The sequence below is a fragment of the Nocardia arizonensis genome, assembly GCF_001310275.1.
Classification (GTDB): Bacteria; Actinomycetota; Actinomycetes; order Mycobacteriales; family Mycobacteriaceae; genus Nocardia; species Nocardia arizonensis.
The window spans coordinates 78,977-95,187 of the sequence record NZ_LGYZ01000027.1; the positions used below are offsets into that span (position 1 = coordinate 78,977).

General features: G+C 67.8%; 13 protein-coding genes. 8 read left to right on the plus strand and 5 right to left on the minus strand.

The window, feature by feature from the left end; all coding sequences use genetic code 11:
• Positions 1-481 precede the first annotated feature (481 nt).
• The 3 genes from APZ21_RS04345 (at position 482) to APZ21_RS34975 (ending at position 5,820) form a co-directional block, all read left to right on the plus strand.
• On the plus strand, positions 482-1,567 hold the full coding sequence (locus APZ21_RS04345) for a GGDEF domain-containing protein (protein WP_156370655.1): 1,086 nt from the start codon (positions 482-484) through the stop codon (positions 1,565-1,567).
• 221 nt (positions 1,568-1,788) lie between these two features.
• On the plus strand, positions 1,789-3,330 hold the full coding sequence (locus APZ21_RS04350; protein WP_082392829.1) for an MFS transporter: 1,542 nt from the start codon (positions 1,789-1,791) through the stop codon (positions 3,328-3,330).
• 288 nt (positions 3,331-3,618) lie between these two features.
• Complete coding sequence (locus tag APZ21_RS34975) at positions 3,619-5,820, plus strand: serine/threonine-protein kinase (RefSeq protein WP_174553550.1); 2,202 nt, start codon at positions 3,619-3,621, stop codon at positions 5,818-5,820.
• A 296-nt stretch (positions 5,821-6,116) separates the two neighbouring features.
• On the opposite strand, the gene APZ21_RS04365 is transcribed toward APZ21_RS34975, so the two are convergent.
• A complete protein-coding gene (locus tag APZ21_RS04365; RefSeq protein ID WP_054812032.1) occupies positions 6,117-6,989 on the minus strand; it encodes an aldo/keto reductase in 873 nt (290 codons plus the stop codon).
• Between the two features lie 961 nt (positions 6,990-7,950).
• Between APZ21_RS04365 and APZ21_RS04375 the strand changes: the two genes are divergently transcribed.
• Both APZ21_RS04375 and APZ21_RS04380 read left to right on the plus strand, forming a co-directional pair.
• Positions 7,951-8,667 (plus strand): YncE family protein, encoded by a 717-nt coding sequence (locus tag APZ21_RS04375; RefSeq protein ID WP_239476484.1) that lies wholly within the window; start codon positions 7,951-7,953, stop codon positions 8,665-8,667.
• Positions 8,668-8,790: 123 nt separating this feature from the next.
• Positions 8,791-9,921, plus strand: a complete 1,131-nt coding sequence (locus APZ21_RS04380) for an epoxide hydrolase N-terminal domain-containing protein (RefSeq protein ID WP_054812033.1) — start codon at positions 8,791-8,793, stop codon at positions 9,919-9,921.
• Positions 9,922-10,043: 122 nt separating this feature from the next.
• On the opposite strand, the gene APZ21_RS04385 is transcribed toward APZ21_RS04380, so the two are convergent.
• On the minus strand, positions 10,044-11,549 hold the full coding sequence (locus APZ21_RS04385; RefSeq protein WP_169812051.1) for a carboxylesterase/lipase family protein: 1,506 nt from the start codon (positions 11,547-11,549) through the stop codon (positions 10,044-10,046).
• A 227-nt stretch (positions 11,550-11,776) separates the two neighbouring features.
• On the opposite strand from APZ21_RS04385, the gene APZ21_RS04390 reads away from it, so the two are divergent.
• Both APZ21_RS04390 and APZ21_RS04395 read left to right on the plus strand, forming a co-directional pair.
• Positions 11,777-12,985, plus strand: a complete 1,209-nt coding sequence (locus APZ21_RS04390) for a M4 family metallopeptidase (RefSeq protein WP_054811904.1) — start codon at positions 11,777-11,779, stop codon at positions 12,983-12,985.
• Between the two features lie 6 nt (positions 12,986-12,991).
• Positions 12,992-13,297 carry a protealysin inhibitor emfourin gene (locus APZ21_RS04395; RefSeq protein WP_054811905.1) on the plus strand — a complete coding sequence of 102 codons (306 nt, stop codon included), beginning with the start codon at positions 12,992-12,994 and terminating at the stop codon, positions 13,295-13,297.
• A gap of 130 nt (positions 13,298-13,427) precedes the next feature.
• Here the strand turns inward: APZ21_RS04395 and APZ21_RS04400 are convergent, their stop codons facing one another.
• Together APZ21_RS04400 and APZ21_RS04405 are read right to left on the minus strand one after the other, a co-directional pair.
• Positions 13,428-13,820, minus strand: coding sequence for a carboxymuconolactone decarboxylase family protein (locus APZ21_RS04400; protein WP_204249034.1), 393 nt, complete (start codon positions 13,818-13,820; stop codon positions 13,428-13,430).
• Positions 13,817-14,482, minus strand: coding sequence for a class II aldolase/adducin family protein (locus APZ21_RS04405; RefSeq protein ID WP_054811906.1), 666 nt, complete (start codon positions 14,480-14,482; stop codon positions 13,817-13,819). The genes APZ21_RS04400 and APZ21_RS04405 overlap by 4 nt, the downstream gene beginning before the upstream one ends.
• 93 nt (positions 14,483-14,575) lie before the next feature.
• On the opposite strand from APZ21_RS04405, the gene APZ21_RS04410 reads away from it, so the two are divergent.
• Positions 14,576-14,950 carry a MerR family transcriptional regulator gene (locus APZ21_RS04410; protein ID WP_054811907.1) on the plus strand — a complete coding sequence of 125 codons (375 nt, stop codon included), beginning with the start codon at positions 14,576-14,578 and terminating at the stop codon, positions 14,948-14,950.
• Between the two features lie 8 nt (positions 14,951-14,958).
• On the opposite strand, the gene APZ21_RS04415 is transcribed toward APZ21_RS04410, so the two are convergent.
• The gene (locus tag APZ21_RS04415) at positions 14,959-15,987 is read right to left on the minus strand and encodes an alpha/beta hydrolase (RefSeq protein ID WP_054811908.1); all 1,029 of its coding nucleotides are present in this window, start codon (positions 15,985-15,987) and stop codon (positions 14,959-14,961) included.
• Positions 15,988-16,211: the final 224 nt, after the last annotated feature.

Consider the following 16,211-nt stretch of genomic DNA (forward strand, 5'->3'; position numbering starts at 1 on the left):
CACGGGTCTTGCGGGAATCGTGCTCCGCGCGGACACGGGACTCGTCACCCATTCCGGGTGACATCGGCATCGCTGCGCGTCCCTGTGTGGTGTCCGCGGCCGCCACGGTCGTGGTGGTGCGCCGGCCGGCAGGCGGGCGGCGTTGGCACGAACGCGGGACGAGCTCTCGAAGCGGACTGTAGAATGGCCTTGACCTGCTGTTTTCGAGGCATCGCTTTCGACACGTCGGCGCTGATGGGTATCGGATGTCACTGCGGCGTCGAGCACCGGCGCCGGTATCGCGAAGGCGATGGAGTATGAGTTCGTCCTACGCCGGCGAGTTAGAGTCGGTCGGTGATCGGGAAAGCTCCGCACCGGACCGCCGTCAGCGATCCGCGTCGTTCACGGTCCACCCGTCCGACGCGGCCGGGCACACGGTGGGCCACGGCTCTCGTCGACCCGATGGCGTGTAGTGCCCGATTCCGCGCAGGAGGTGGCATTGATGAGCACTTGGCGTGCGGTACGGATGTGGTGGCTGGAACCCACGGATTACGACTGGCTGCTGAGCACGCTCCGATACCATTCGGCACTGAATTTGGTGAAGTCCTTGATAGGCATGTCGGGCCTGGGACTGTCGGTGGTCGGAACCATGCTCCTGCTGTCGGCCGAAGGCCCACAGCATGCCCCGGGGCGAGCGGCGATCGGAGTCATCGCGATCATCTCGGTGCTGATGGCACTGCGCTGGCTCGTGCTGCCCTGGCCGACAGTGTCGGCATCACTCGGATCGATGGTTGTCGCCGATGTCGCCATCACGACTGTTTGCCTGCTCGTGACCAGTCGCGTCGCGATGCTCAACATCACCACCCTGATCCTGACCGGCGGCTATATCACCGTCTTCCACAGCGCCAAAATCCTCGCCGCACACGCGGGGTGGGCGCTGTTCTCGGTGCTCATCGTGATGATTCGAATGATCGCCGCCGATTCCGACCGCAACATACCGCTCGCGGTGGCCACCACGCTGATCATGGTGCTCGCGGTCGTCTTCGTGCTGCCCGCGCTGCAATTCGTCTTCTGGGTACTGCGCACCGACGCGTTGTCGGATCCGTTGACGACGCTGCTGAACCGGCGTGGACTCGACTACCACCTACCGCGGCTGTTCCAGTCCGGTCCGCCGACCTGCGCGATGATCATCGACCTCGATCGGTTCAAAGTCGTCAACGACACCTTCGGTCACCAGGAGGGTGACAGAGTGCTGGCCAGAACGGCCGCCCGATTGCGCGCGACGGTCGGCCCCGCCGCCACCATCGCGCGCACCGGCGGCGAAGAGTTCACGATCATCGATCACCTGGATGCCGCGTCCGCCCGCGCGCTGGCCGAGCGGCTGCGGCACGCCGTCGAGGATTCGACGGAAGTCACCGTCCCGGTCACCGTCAGCATCGGAGTCGCGGTCTGCGAGCACGCGACGGCTGACGAGCGCTGCCTCCCGTCCGAGCGGCTGCTCGCCTGCGCCGACCAGGCCATGTATCAGGCGAAGGAACAAGGTGGCAACGCTGTCTCTCTCCGAGAACTCCGCCAGCCGCTTCCATAGCCGCCGACCGATGGATGCGACGCCGCCGCGGGAGTCACCGCCGCGGCTGACCACCCCGGCGCGGTGGCCGGGCTACGACGTGCGCCGGCATGAGCGGCCAGGTGTCCGGGCGTGGCGAACGCGTGCGGAGCGCCGTGCAGGAGAACGAATTCGCGGGTTCGGGTCGACGCGCGAGGTTCATGGGGCCGACCTTCGGCAAGTAGCCTGTGCGCGTGGAGCCGATGGACAAGACGGTGACGACGGCGCGGCCGGGAGTCGCCTTGGCGGCGGTCACCACCGTCCTGTTCGTCACCTTTCTCGACACCACCGTGGTCAGTGTCGCGCTCGGGGATATCCGGCGCGAGCTGAGCACCGACGTCACCCTGCTGCAATGGGTGGTCAACGCCTACACGGTGTTCTTCGCGGGCCTCATGCTCGCGGGCGGATCGCTCGGGGACCGATGGGGCCGCAAGAAGGTCATGATCGTCGGGTTGGTGATCTTCTGCGCCGGATCGGTGGTCGCGGCGGTGGCGACCAGTGTGGCGCTGCTGATCCTCGGACGCGCGATCATGGGCGTCGGGGCGGCCGCGTCGGAGCCAGGGACGCTGTCGCTGCTGCGGCACATCTTCCCCGATGAGCGCGCCCGTGCCAGGGCGATCGGCATGTGGGCGGCGGTGTCGGGACTGGCGTTGGCGGCGGGTCCGGTGCTCGGTGCCGTGCTGGTCGACGCCTACGGATGGCGTTCGATCTTCTGGTTCAACCTGGTGATCGGCGCGGTGGCCCTCGTCGTCGCGGTGTGGTCGGTGCCCGAGAGCGCCGACCCGCACCCCGGCCCCGTCGACTCGGCCGGATTCGTACTCGGCGCGATCTTCCTCGGATCGGTCATCTATGCCGCGACCGCGGGTGCGGAACAGGGCTACTCCGCGCGGCCGGTGCTCGCGCTGTTCGTGCTCGGCGGCATCGCGTTCGCGTGCTTCGTCGCTGTCGAGGCCCGAGCCCGCGCACCCATGCTCGACTTCCGATATCTGCGCCTGCCCGCCGTGCGCGGTGCGCTGGTCGTCGCCTTCGCCGTCTACTTCGGCATCTTCTCGATCTTCTTCTTCACCGCGCTGTATCTCCAAGTGATGCAGTCGTATTCGGGCGCGTGCACGGCCGGCGTGTTCGCGCCGATGGCGGTGGCGATCGTCGTCGGGTCACTGGTCGCGGGTTCGTGGGTGGCTCGCCGCGTCTCGCGCGCACCCATGATCGTCGGCTGCGCGCTCGGCGCGAGCGGAATTCTGCTGACCCGGCATGTTCTCGACGGACCGTTCCACGACCCCGCGCTCTCGGCCGCGATGGCCGTGGCCGGATTGGGATTCGGACTCGCCGTCGTACCGCTGACCTCGGCCGTGATGTCGGGAGTGCCCGCGGAGCATTCGGGTATGGCCGCCGCGGTGACCAATACGACGCGCCAGGTCGGCTCCGCGGTGGGCGTCGCCGTGCTCGGTGCGCTGGTGAACTCCTTCCTCGCCTCGGATCTGAACAATCGCATGACCGAACTGGGTCTGCCGACCGAACTGCAAGCCGATGCCGTCGACGCGGTCGAACGCGGCAAGATCCCCGAGGGCGTCGACATCACCCCGTATCTGCGATACCTGTCCAAGGTCACCGAGGTGCTCGACACCGGCAAGACGGCCTTCCACCACGGACTCGATGTCGCCCTGCTGGTCTCGGCCCTGGCGATACTGGCCGCCGCGGTGTTCACGGCGGTCGACGGCGCGCTTCGTCGGGCCGACCGGACCTGACGACACGGAGTCGCGTGGTGTCGTCGACGGAATAGGAGTCGAGCGGTAAGGCGTTCGCCCGGCCTCGCGGGTTGCCGCGGGGTTTCGAAAATGACTGGTGGCAGACGGTATACTGTGCGACGGTTGTCGAATTATCAGGTCTGCGCAATCTTTTCGGCATCTCGGCGGACGCACGCCACCGTAGCCGTGCTGTCACGGGCCGATGCATGTCGGGCGGACATCGGGGACCATCGTGTTTCGAGGGATGGTGTGTGCGCGGCGCTCACCGCGAGCGGACTCTGGAGTGGCGTGCAGTTGCAGGCAGGGGCGAATTTCGCCGGATACCTGATCGAACGATGCCTCGGCGTCGGTGGTATGGGATCGGTGTACCTCGCTCGGCACCCGCGGCTGGAACGGGTCGTCGCGCTGAAACTGCTGGCCGACGCGTTCACCGCCGACCCGAAGGCGCGGGCCGCGTTCGAACGCGAGGTCACCCTCGCCGCGCGGCTCGACCATCCCAATATCGTCGCCGTCTACGACCGCAGCGGACCCGAGGACGACGCTCTCTGGCTGACCATGCGCTACGTCGACGGCGGCGACGCGGGCGCACTGCTGGAATCCGCACCGCGGGGCCTGCCACCCGAGCAGGCCGTGCGCCTGGTCGCCGACGCCGCCGAGGCATTGGACTTCGCCCACGAGCACGGCGTGGTGCACCGCGACGTGAAACCGGCGAACCTGCTGATCGAACACCGGCCCCGCACCGGAATGCGCGCGTTGCTCACCGATTTCGGCATCGCCCGGACCGTCGACGACACCGTGACCCTGTCCTCGGTCTCGGCGAGCTTCGCCTATGCCGCGCCCGAACGGTTCACCAATGTCGCCGACCACCGCGCCGACATATACTCCCTCGGCTGCACTCTCTACCACCTCCTGACCGGCGTGCACCCGTTCCCGCGCGCCGATCAGGCCGCGGTCATCGCCGCCCACCTCGCCGAACCGCCGCCCGCGCCGCGCGACCTGCGTCCGGCGCTGCCCGAGGGATTCGACCGCGTCATAGCCACCGCGCTGGCCAAGAAACCGGGCCGCCGCTACGGCACCTGTGTCGCACTGGCCGAGGCCGCTGCCGAAGCGCTCACCACCGTGGCGAGTCCCGTGCCGTCGGTTCCGGCGCGTCCGATTGCCGCACCGAAGCCCGCGCCGCCGACCAATACCCTCCCTGTCATCGAGCGCGATATGGCCGGGTCGCAGCCCGACGATCCGCCGGACCGGCGGCACCCCGAAGCACCTGGGCGACCGGAATCGGCGTCGACGGAGAAGATCGGACCGGATGCGGCGGTGCCCGGCCCCGAACCGGCGACGATCGGTTCGGGTGACGTCACCGCCGCCGACCTGGAACACGCCCCCGATTCGACGGCCGCCGAATCGGAATTGATTGCATCGTCCGAGTTGAACGGTGTGGCAGGTCAGGCGCGGTCGGCGGCGGACGAGTCGGGTCGAGGGTCGGATCCCGCGCGACCGGGACGCCCTTCGGACAGTGCTGCGACATCGACGGATTCGGCGGCGGCGCAGGCGGATTCGGCGGCAGCGCTGGCAAATTCCGCGGCACGGGAGGCGGATTCGGCGGCAGGAAAGGCGGGTTCGGCGTCGACCGTGCCGGATGAGCCCGAGTCGATCGCGGCGCAGTCCGAGGTCGTGCCGGACACGCGGCGGGCCGATGGGATCGCGCCCGAATCCGCGCGGTCGGGTACGACACTGCCCGAACGTGTTCGTCCAGATGCGACTCTGCCGGACAGTGACCCACCGCTACCCGATCACGTGCGGCCGGACGCGTCGCCGCCCGAGGCGGACGAGTCGGATCCGATCGCGTCGGAGCGAGATCGCGAGGAAGACGGCGCGCCGCGGACCGATCGGCCGTCCTCCGGCAAGCCGCTCCGCACGGGGCCGCCTTACCGACCCTCGACCCCGCGCGCCGCCCATGGCCGCCGACTGATCGTCGGCGGTGCCGCCTGTCTGATCGCACTCGCCGCCGCGGCCGCCGCGACCACCACACTCGGTCACACGCCCGCGGACGGCCCAACCACCCCCTCCGCCGTACCGATCACCGTCAGCGGATCTCCGAACGCGACGACCGCCCTCCCGGCCGAACCGGTTGTCGTCCGCACACCGAGAGCGGAGCCGGTCGCGGCGCCACCACGCGGCGATCAGGCGCCCGCACCCAATGCGGCTCCCGCCCCACCCGCGCTCACTCCGGCGGAGAACCCGGTTCGAATTCCGCCGGACACCAACCCGCGGCTCCCGATCCCGACCGAGGACGTCATTTCCGATCCCGGCCCGATCGAGACGACACCGACGCTCCCGACGACGGACTCGCGCAAACCCACCGGAACCACGGTGCCGAACACGTCCGAAACCCCGACCACCACGCCCGCGACCACGACCACTGCGCCGCCGTCGACGCCGGTGGCGACGACGTCCCACCCGGAATCGACACCGCCGCAGTCGAATCGGTAGCGCGGCGCCGACCTCCACACGCGTTGTCCTCTACACTCCGGCAGTGTCCCTGGTTCCGGATGTCGTGGCCAATCTCGTTGCCAATTTCTTGTTCTGGCTCGCCCTCGGGTTCGGCTTTCTCGTAGCCGCTCGCGCGATCGAACGACGGATGGTCCGATTCTTCGGCCTCGGCAACGGCCGTCGACTGTTCCTCTACCTGTCGAACGCGACCGCCGACGACGCGTCACGCCCGGACGGTCGACCTCGACTGGCCTTGGCTTTCCACGGCCGGAGGCTGCGGGCCGCCCGATCGGCTGTCAGACCGCGTCGGACAGGGCGGTGAACTCCTCGTCGGTGAGGGTCACGGTCGCCGCGGCGATGTTCTCCTCGACGTGGGCCACCGACGAAGTGCCGGGAATCGGCAGCAGCACCGGTGAACGGCGCAGCAACCACGCGAGGGCGAGTTGTGAGGGCGAGGCACCGTGCCGGGCGGAGATGGTGTCGAGGGGACCGCCGCGACGGGCGAGCTCACCGGTCGCGATCGGGAACCACGGGATGAAGCCGATATCGTTGGCCTCGGCGTAGTCGAGCACATCCTCGGACCCGCGGTTGGCGAGATTGTAGAGGTTCTGCACCGAGACGATGTTCGCGATCTCACGCGCCTGCGCGAGTTGCTCCACGGTCACCTCGGACACGCCGATGTGGCGTATCTTGCCCTCCTGCTGGAACTCGACCAGCGCCCCGATCTGATCGGCCAGCGGAACCTTCTTGTCGATACGATGCAACTGGAACAGATCGATCCGATCCACACCGAGATGCCGCAGGCTCAATTCCATTTGCTGACGCAGGTATTCGGGCCGCCCGACCGGACGCCAGTCCCCGGGCCCGGAGCGGGTCAGACCGGCCTTGGTCGCGATGACCAGATCGTCCCGATACGGGTGCAGAGCCCGGCGGATCAGCTGCTCGCTGACGAAAGGACCGTAGGAGTCCGCGGTGTCGATGAAGGTGACGCCGAGTTCGACCGCGCGCCGCAGCACGCGCACGGCCTCCTCGGGATCGGCCGGGTCACCCCAGACGCCGGGGCCGGTGATCTGCATCGCGCCGTAGCCGAGCCGATGGATCGGCATGTCACCGCCGAGTGCGAACGTTCCCGAGGCCGCGGCGGGCCGGTCGATGGTTTCGGTGGCCATGAGAGTGCTCCTTCCGGTCGCCCGGCGGCGGGTCTGGTCGGGACCGCGGCCGCCGGACGGATCGAGGTTCTGTTGGCGTTCCTGTCTGGTCGCCAACGCGGCCGATCCCCGAATTAGTCCCGAGAGGCGTCGGGGGACCGCGCCGGCCTCGCGTTCGACTTCCGCCACGACAACAGCGCATTCGTGGCGAATATGCAGGTCGAATGAATGTCCCATTACGGTCGGATTGCTCGACAGCCGATTCGACAGCGCGCGCGGCGATCGAATTGTGCCCGATCCCGATCCCGATGACGGGTCGCCGTCGGTGAATTCCAGCCGTTGCGGGAGACCACCAGTCGATCACACGATGGCGAGTCGGGGAGAAATTGATGTCGAGTCGGTGCTGATGCGGTGGAGTGCGGTGGCGAATAATCTGACCGCGTGCCTCTGACGTCTCCATTGCAGGATGACACCACCGACGCGCACCGGAGGCTTCGGCCAGGTGCGCGCTTCGCGATCTTCGTTCCCGTCGTCGTTCTCGCCACGGCCACCGGTTGCGGTTCTTCCGATCGAGCGGATTCGCCGCCCCCGGCGACGACCTCGGCCCCGGTTACCGTGATGGCGGCCGAAACGGTGCCACCGCACCTGGCCACCCTGCTGCCGGGCATGCCGCCACCGCTGTCGCCGACCGACGTATACGCCGCGAACCGCGAACTGAGCCCGTCGGTGGCCGACCACCGGCCGCTGGTCTACGTGCCGAACAGTCAGTCCCATACGGTGACGGTGATCGATCCGGCCACCTTCGAGGTGATCGACAGATTCCCGGCAGGCGGTCTCGAACCGCAGCATGTGGTGCCGTCCTATGACATGCAGACGCTCTACGTCACCAACGACCTGCCGCTCGGCGGGGGAAGCCTGCTGCCGATCGATCCGCGTTACCGGCAAGCCGGGGCAGGCGTTCCCGGTCCGCGATCCCTACAACATGTATTACACGCCGGACGGTCGGTTCGCGCTGGTCGTCGCGGAGGCGGACAAATCGCTGGACTTCTACGATCCGAAGTCCTGGGAGAAGTTGCATTCGATGGCCGTGCCGGACTGCCCCGGCGTCGACCATATGGATTTCACCGCCGACGGCCGCTTCGCCTTGGCCAGTTGCGAATTCATGGGCAGGATGCTGGTTTTCGACGTCGCGCAGCGCACCGTGCTCGACTTGATCGACCTGCCCGGCGGCCGCTCCGGCATGCCGCAGGACGTGAAACTCTCCCCGGACGGGCACACGTTCTACATCGCCGACATGATGGCCGACGGCATGTACACCGTCGACGCGGCGACCTTCGAATACACCGGCTACATCCCGACCGGCAAGGGCACACACGGGCTCTACATCACCCGCGATTCCAAGCGGATGCTCGTCACCAATCGCGACGAGGGCAGCATATCGGTCTGGGATTTCGCCGAGAACAAGATCGTGCACAAGTGGCGCATCCCCGGCGGCGGCAGCCCCGACATGGGCAACCTCTCCGCTGACGGCCGCGTCTTCTGGGTCTCCGGCCGCTACCACGGCGAGGTGTATGCCATCGACATCGTCAACTGGAACCTGCTGGCCCGCATACCCATCGGCGGCGGCGGACCGCACGGCCTCACGATCTGGCCACAGCCCGGTCGCTACTCCACCGGCCACACCGGCGTCATGCGGTAGCGGCCTGTCGCATACGGTTCACCGCGGGCAGTCGGTGGTCCCGAATCGCCCGGGACCCGGATGGCCGCCGCGCAACGGCGAGCGAGGGACAGCGGACGCGGGAGCCGAGCCGAGGTCTCGAGCATTGTTCGAGAATGCCGCAAGTCGAGGAACGAATCCGTCCTGAACGCCTCCTACCGGCGGTTGGCCGCCACCCGCTGGCCCGAGGAATTTCCCGGCGTCGGCTGGACCTACGGCATTCCGACCAGCTACGTGCGGGAACTGGCAGAGTACTGGCGCGGCGGCTTCGACTGGCGGGCGCAGGAGGCGGCCTGGAATCGGCATCCGCAATTCGTCACCGAAATCGACGGGCAGCGTGTGCATTTCCTGCATGTCCGCTCGCCGGAGTCCGATGCGCTGCCGCTGGTCCTTGTGCACGGCTGGCCCTTCGAGGACTTCACCGCCATGATCGGCGCGCTCACCGATCCGATCGCGCACGGAGGCGCTGCGGAAGATGCCTTCCACCTGGTGATTCCGACGCTGCCGGGGTTCGGCTTCTCCGGCCCGACCCGCGTGGCCGGCGCGGCCTCGACCGAGCGCGGCGCGGAGCTCGTCGCGGAACTCATGGCGGAGCTGGGGTATGGGCGCTACGGCGCGCACGGCGGCGACGCGGGCTCGTTCATCGCACCGCAGCTCGGGCGCATCGACACCGAGCATGTGGCGGGCGTCCACCTCAACGATCCGATCACCATTCCCTCCTGGGATGACGACGGATCCGGTTACAGCGCAACCGATCGGGAGAAGCTGACGCGATTGCGGGACTGGAGCGGCAACGAAACCTCGGGCTACGCGGGCATGCACGCCACCCGGCCGCAGACCCTCGCCCCGGCGGTCGCCGACTCGCCCGCGGGCATGCTCGCATGGGTGCTGGATGTGGTGAACACCTTCACCGATCCCGCCAAGGCCACGCCCTCCGACGCGATCGACCGCGACATGCTGCTCACCAATCTCTCGATTATGTGGTTCACCAACACCGCGGGTTCATCCATGCGCCTGTACAAGGAATCCCGACAGTGGGGCGCCGATCTGCCGGATTCCGGTGTGCCGACCGGCATCGCGGTCTTCCCGGGCAACAACACGATTCGCGCCGTCGCCGAGAAACAGAACACGGTGGTGCACTGGTCGGAGTTCGACCGCGGCGGACACTTCGCGCCGATGGAGGCGCCCGATCTCCTCATCGGCGACCTGCGCGAATTCTTCCGCGAACTCCGCTGATTCGTCCCGCCGAACAGTGCGGACGGTAGGAGCGTGCGCATCGCGACGATTGTGTGCGCACCGGCTCACGAGCCATCACGACCCGCCCGACACGTGCGAGCCGAATCCGACGGCGGCCGCGATCACCGCTCGCGTTGGGACCAGAATTCGCAGTTGTGCCGGATGGCGAAATCGTCGGTCATGGTGCTGCCGGTCGCCCGCATGGTCAGCGCCGGGCCGTCGATATCCGGTCCGGGCGCCTCGGGCCAGGCCGACCACGGCGGCGATCCGGGCCCGTTCGGGTCGCCGCCGTGCGCGAAGGTGGTCCACCACCGCTGCATCTGTCCGGCGAAAGCCGCGGACGCGCCGGTCCAGGGCACCGGCACACCCATCACCTTGGTGAACAGGTAGAGCAGTTCGGCGGAATGGAAGGCTCCGGGCAACAGCGGATCGGCCTCGCCCAGCGGCGCCTGGTCGAACTCGTACTGCCACACGGGATGTCCGGTGTCACGGGCGATGCGACTGGTCAACACGGCCGGGCAGGCGAACAACCCGTCGGTGATCACCGCCGATTGGGCGGCCGCGGCCGATGGATACCGATCGACCGGGTACCGGGCGAGGATCTGGTCGGCGAAGGCGCCGAATGTTCGGCGGAGGTAGCTCTCGTAGCTCGCGGCGTCCGGGATATGACCGCGGGCATAGTCGGACTCGGCGATGAACTGCGCTCCTTCATTGCTGTTGCTGCCGACAATGAGGGGTATCTCGCGACTGTCCGCGCGCAGTGCCGCGTCCAGTGTCCGAGTGACGACGGCGCCGTCGATGCTGGGAACCCAGGTCGGCGCGGATTGCTCGGGTGGCGCGGTCGACGCGTCCAGGAGAGTCGCGGCGGGGAGGGCGCGCAGGCAGGGTAGTCGTGTCGCGGGATCGCCGCATCCCACGCTCTCGGCATAGCGCGCCGAGCGGACGAAGGAATCCTCGCGGCTGCCGGGGACCAACGGCGACTGCGTGCACGAACCGCTTTGCACGATGGCCTTGTGATACAAGCCGTCGGAGGCGGGGGCGGCGAAGTGTGTGCAGACGCTGCTGCCGCCCGCCGACTCACCGAAGATCGTGACATTGGTCGGATCGCCACCGAAGGCGTGGGCGTTCTCGCGCACCCACCGCAGAGCGGCTTGTTGGTCCTGTATGCCGATCGTTCCGGTGGGGCCGCCGGATTCGGCGGCGAGTTCGGGTAGCGAGAGGAACCCGAAGGGTCCGAGGCGATAGTTGGGTATCGCCACGATGACGTCGCCGTCCGCGACCATTCGAGTGGGGGCGTCGTATTGGCTGTTGGAACCGGTGGTGTAGCCGCCGCCGTAGAGGAACACCATGACCGGCCGGACGCGTTCGCGCGCGTCGTCCGGCGTGTAGACATCGATGTTCAGGCAGTCTTCGCTGGTCGGACCCGACGGTGACAGGCCGGGCAGGTACCCGTTCTGTGGGCATTGTGGTCCGTGGCTGCGCGCGGGCCGGACGCCCGGCCACGACGGCGCCGGACGCGGCGCGCTGAACCGGGCCGCACCGCCGGTCGAGGCGGCGAACGGAATCCCCAGATATTCGATGACGCCGTCGGCGACGACGCCGGAGATCGCGCCACCGGTCACCGTCACCTGGGGAGGCGGCGAAGCGACCGCGGGTACCGCGGTACCGAACAACGACAGTCCGGCCACCGCAATCACGGAGATCGCGGATCGCGCGAGCGAACGAATGATTGTCCACCTCCTCCGACAAGTGTTTCGAGTAGTGCGCTACCCGCGCTGTCCGCGTCGGCGACCGGCACAATTATCGACGTGAAGGGATATTGGTTGATCGTAGAACAATAGGCCGGAGTGGTGAAATGTGCACATTTGATCGACTGAACTGTATAATACCTCCGTATCTACTCGAAAAGCTTATGGAATCGAGTGATACGGCGATCCGAGAGGCTGCTCTCAGCACTTTGATGGTGAGTTCGCAATTGCGGGGCGAACGCGAGATGCGACCATTGTCGGCGGGGATGGTGGCACCCGCGTCGGGCCGGCGCACGATATTCGATGTCCGCCACAAGGAGTCCCTGTCGTCGGCGGAGTTGGCGAGAACCGAGACCTCTGACGAGTCGCGGGACGATTCGGTCAACCGGGCGTTCGAGGGACTGGGTAGCACGCGCAAGTTCTACGCGGATGTGTTCGATCGCGACTCGATCGACGGGTTCGGTATGCGCCTGGACGGCTATGTGCACTTCGGAACGGCCTTCAACAATGCTTTCTGGGATGGCAGGCAGATGGTCTTCGGCGACGGTGACGGCGTGGTCTTCGGTGACCTGACCGGCTCGCTCGATGTCATCGCGCACGAACTCACACACGGGGTGACCGAGACGACGGCGGGGCTGGTGTATCACCGGCAGCCCGGCGCACTGAACGAGTCGATGTCGGATGTCTTCGGTTCCCTGGTCAAGCAGTTCACGAAGAACGAGAAGGCCGGTGAGGCCGACTGGTTGATCGGTGCCGAGGTCTTCACGCCCCGGTTCGAGGGAGACGCGTTGCGGTCGATGAAGTCGCCGGGAAACGCCTACGACAACCCGAGCATGGGCAGGGATCGCCAACCCGGACACATGCGGGACTTCGTGTCGCTGCCGGACACGCCCCGGGGTGACAACGGGGGAGTCCACATCAACTCGGGAATCCCGAACAAGGCGTTCTACCTCACGGCGGTCGCGATAGGCGGTTACGCGTGGGAAGCGCCCGGCCACATCTGGTACGAATCGTTGAAGGCGTCGACCCGGACCACCGAATTCCGGGAATTCGCCGAGACGACATCGCTCAAGGCGGCCCAACTCTACGGTCAGGGCAGCACCGAACAGCATGCGGTCGATGACGCGTGGCAACAGGTCGGCATCGCGGTCGCGGGGCTGCGCGCTCCCGCGACCGTGTCCGAGCCGGAGGACGCGCTCGCGGTGATGGCCAGGAAGATCGAGGACCTCTCCGCGCAGGTCCGAGTACTCACCAATGTCGTGAGCGGAAGCAATGGCGAGGTGGCGGCCAACCGGGCCCCGGCGAACGCGATGTGAGGCACGGTGAGAGTTTCCCTGGACACCTATGGCGGACTGCTGGGCGGAGTGGGCGGCAATCCGGTGGTCATCGATTCCGACGATCTCGGCGACGAAGCCCGAGACGAACTGCTCCGCCTCGTCCGTGACGCGGTGGATTCGGCACATTCCGGCGCCGCGCCGTCGGTGGACACCGAGCGCCTCCGCGACGCCCAGACCTACGAAATCGCCATCGAGAACGACCGGTCCACGGTTCTGACGGCTACCGATGGGAACGTCTCCGAGGAGTTCGCGCGACTGCGCGATTGGTTACGCGCCAGAAAGAGTGATTAGCGTGGTTCGGGGATTTTCCACTCCGCACCGGGCCCGCACCCGTCGATGCGGAAGGCGTTAGCCGCTCCGGGAACCGCCGGGCCGCCGCGACACGATGTGTCGCGGCGGTCCGGGCCCGTCCGTGTCTCGGTCAGGTGGATGGAATGTCCTCGGGCAGGAGTTCGGTGATGATCTCGATGCCTAGGGCGTAGGCGGGTGCGCCGCCGGTGATCAGCGCGGTCTCGGCGACGCCGACGAGGTCGGTGATCGCCGCTCCGGCGTGGAGCGCGCCGCGGGTGTGCAGTCGCGCGGCGTCGGCGCGGCCGAGGACGAGTAGCTGGCCGAGGTGGACGAGCTGCTGTGTCCGCGTGCCGAGGGGATTCTCGTGCAGTACGAGGTGGCGCAGGGCCGCGAAGGTCTCCTCGGTGGCGAGGCGACCGGTGGCGTGGGCGAGGGACAGGCGGGCCTCGACGCCGGACGGGACGGCGCCGAAGGTGGCCAGGTACCGCTCGCGGATGGCGTCGAGGCGTGCGGGTTCGGTCACGATGCCGCCCGAGCCATCGATGCGCGGACCGCGGCCAGCGCCGTGGCGGGGAAATCGACCGCGCCGCCGAGGGCCCGTGCGGCGAGTTCGGCTTCGGCGCTTTCCTCGATCGCGATGAGCAGTTCGGCGGCTCCGTCGAGATCGGGGCCGAATACCAGCAGGCCGTGGTTGGCGAGCAGCACCGCCGAGGTCGTCGGCCGATTGTCGAGTACCTCCGCGACGCCACGGACCGACACATCCGAGCCGCGCGGTCCCCACGGCACGACCGGCACCTCTTCGGCCTGTCCGAACCGCAGCATCGGTTCGGTACGGCAGGGCAGGGGCCGGTGCGCGACGGCGAAGGCGGTCGAGGCGGGCGAATGAGTGTGCAGGACCGCGCCGACCTCCGGTCGAGCCCGGTAGACGACGCCGTGCATGTTCACGATCTCCGCACTCGCCGACCGTAACCGGCCCTCGATCACGCGGCCGTCGACCCCGATCACGCTGACCTGGTCGGCGTGCAGATCGCGCACGAAGCCGGGAGTGAGCAGGAATCGTTCGCTGTCGATGCGAGCGCTGAGGTTGGCGTGCCCGGAGTGCGACATCACCCCCGATTCGAAGAGGCGTCGCGCGGTGGCGACCAGCCGTTCGGCCGATTCCCGTATGTCCGATGTATTCGTCATGTCGATCCTTCGTTGTGGTCTTCGGTTGCCCGCGTCAACCGTCCACCTTCAACTAGGGTTTAAGTCAATAGCTGTCTACCTGGAGGGATACGGATGCTCATAGCGATCGGCCGGCTCGCGGAGCTCACCGGAGTGCCCGCGTCGGCCATCCGGTTCTGGGAGCGCCACGGCCTGCTGCGGCCCCCGCAACGCCATAGCGGTCAACGCCGCTATCCGCCGGAAGCGGTGGAGCGGATCATCCTGCTGCGCAAGTGTCAGCGTGCCGGGCTGACCTTGGCGGATCTGGCTGAGCTGCAACGGGATCGGTCCCATCGCACGGCGATGATCACCGCCAAGCTCGCCGAGGTCGAACAGCGGCTCATCGATCTAGAGCACGCCCGCCAGTTCCTCGGTCATGCCGTGCTGTGCAGCCGCCCGGATATCCTCGATTGCCCGAAATTCCGCGCGGAAATGGCGCTGTGGCGGTAGCGGGCGGCTCAGCGGGCCAGCGCGTCGCGGATCAACGGCCAGGAGTTGTGCAGATCCTGTTGCCAGTAGCCCCAGGAATGGGTTCCGGTGCGGCGGAAGTCGAAGGTGGCGGGAATATCCAGCTCGCGCAAGCGATCTCGGAGTTGGTGGGTGCACCGGTCGATGACGGCCTCGAGGATCGCGCCGTTGGTGAGCTGTCCGGCGAGTTTGCCGGTGTCGCCGCCGGTGTCATCGAGGCCGTCCAGCGATCCGGGCATCCCGGTGCCGGTGCTGACGTAGAGGGCGAGGCCGCGCAGCTTGTCCGCGTGCAGGTAGGCATCGTTGGCGGCCCAGGTCGGATCGGTGAACGGGCCCCACATGTTGACCGGGTTGCCGCCCCAGCGTGACACCACCGCCGTGACCATTGCCTGGCCGCTCGGGTCGGAGGTCCGCACGCACCCGCTGTAGGAGCCGACTGCCCGGTACAGGCCCGGGGCGGTGACGGCCAGTTGCAGGACCGAGGTCGCCGCCATGGAGATTCCGGCGATGGCGTTGGCGCCGGTGCCGTGGAAGGTCGCGTTCATGATCGGCGGGAGTTCGCGGGTGAGGAAGGTGGCCCAGCGTTGGCGGCCGAGTTCGGGGTCGTCGGCGTGCCAGTCGGTGAAGTAGCTTCCGGCTCCTCCGGTCGGAATCACCACGGTGACCTGCTGGTCGGCGAGGAATTCGGCGACGTCGGTCTGGTCGGTCCATGTGCTGCCCGCGCTACCGCCCGCGGCACCGTTGAGCAGGTAGAGGACGGGTGCGGGAGCCGAAGGGTCGTGTGCGGGAAGGACTGTCAGGCGCAGGTCGGCGCCCATGGCGGCCGAATGCACGGTCACCTCGCGTGCGCGGCCCGCGGCCTCGGCGATCGCGACCAGACGTGAGGTGTCCGCCGCGGTGACCGCCGTGTCGGAAGGGGGCTCGGGAGTGGCGGGTCCGGCCGGGGCCATGGCCGCGGCGATCAGCAGCGGTGCGGCCAGCCATCCCGAGCGCGCCAGGACGCGGTGAAAGCCGGGCATCGGGCACCTCCGAAACTAGCGGAAAGCGAAATGGTGGCGCCGACGCTATGGTCCGGCCGCACCGGCCGACAAGGGGTTTCGGCCTTGTTGGGGTGCGCGGACAATTCGTGTCGGGCCGAACTGGTAACGCTCACAAGATTTCCGCCCACGAATCGATATCGAGGCATTCGTGTCGTTGACTCGAATGGGTAACGCCGAATTGTCGGCGCCGTCGAGTCGGCTGT

Bases quoted from the DNA above. Each gene is read 5' to 3' on its own strand.
- APZ21_RS04405 (WP_054811906.1), bottom strand. From the start codon at position 14,482: ATGACGAATACATCGGACATACGGGAATCGGCCGAACGGCTGGTCGCC.
- APZ21_RS04345 (WP_156370655.1), top strand. From the start codon at position 482: ATGAGCACTTGGCGTGCGGTACGGATGTGGTGGCTGGAACCCACGGAT.
- APZ21_RS04365 (WP_054812032.1), bottom strand. From the start codon at position 6,989: ATGGCCACCGAAACCATCGACCGGCCCGCCGCGGCCTCGGGAACGTTC.
- APZ21_RS04375 (WP_239476484.1), top strand. From the start codon at position 7,951: ATGTATTACACGCCGGACGGTCGGTTCGCGCTGGTCGTCGCGGAGGCG.
- APZ21_RS04410 (WP_054811907.1), top strand. From the start codon at position 14,576: ATGCTCATAGCGATCGGCCGGCTCGCGGAGCTCACCGGAGTGCCCGCG.
- APZ21_RS04415 (WP_054811908.1), bottom strand. From the start codon at position 15,987: ATGCCCGGCTTTCACCGCGTCCTGGCGCGCTCGGGATGGCTGGCCGCA.
- APZ21_RS04350 (WP_082392829.1), top strand. From the start codon at position 1,789: ATGGACAAGACGGTGACGACGGCGCGGCCGGGAGTCGCCTTGGCGGCG.
- APZ21_RS04390 (WP_054811904.1), top strand. From the start codon at position 11,777: ATGTGCACATTTGATCGACTGAACTGTATAATACCTCCGTATCTACTC.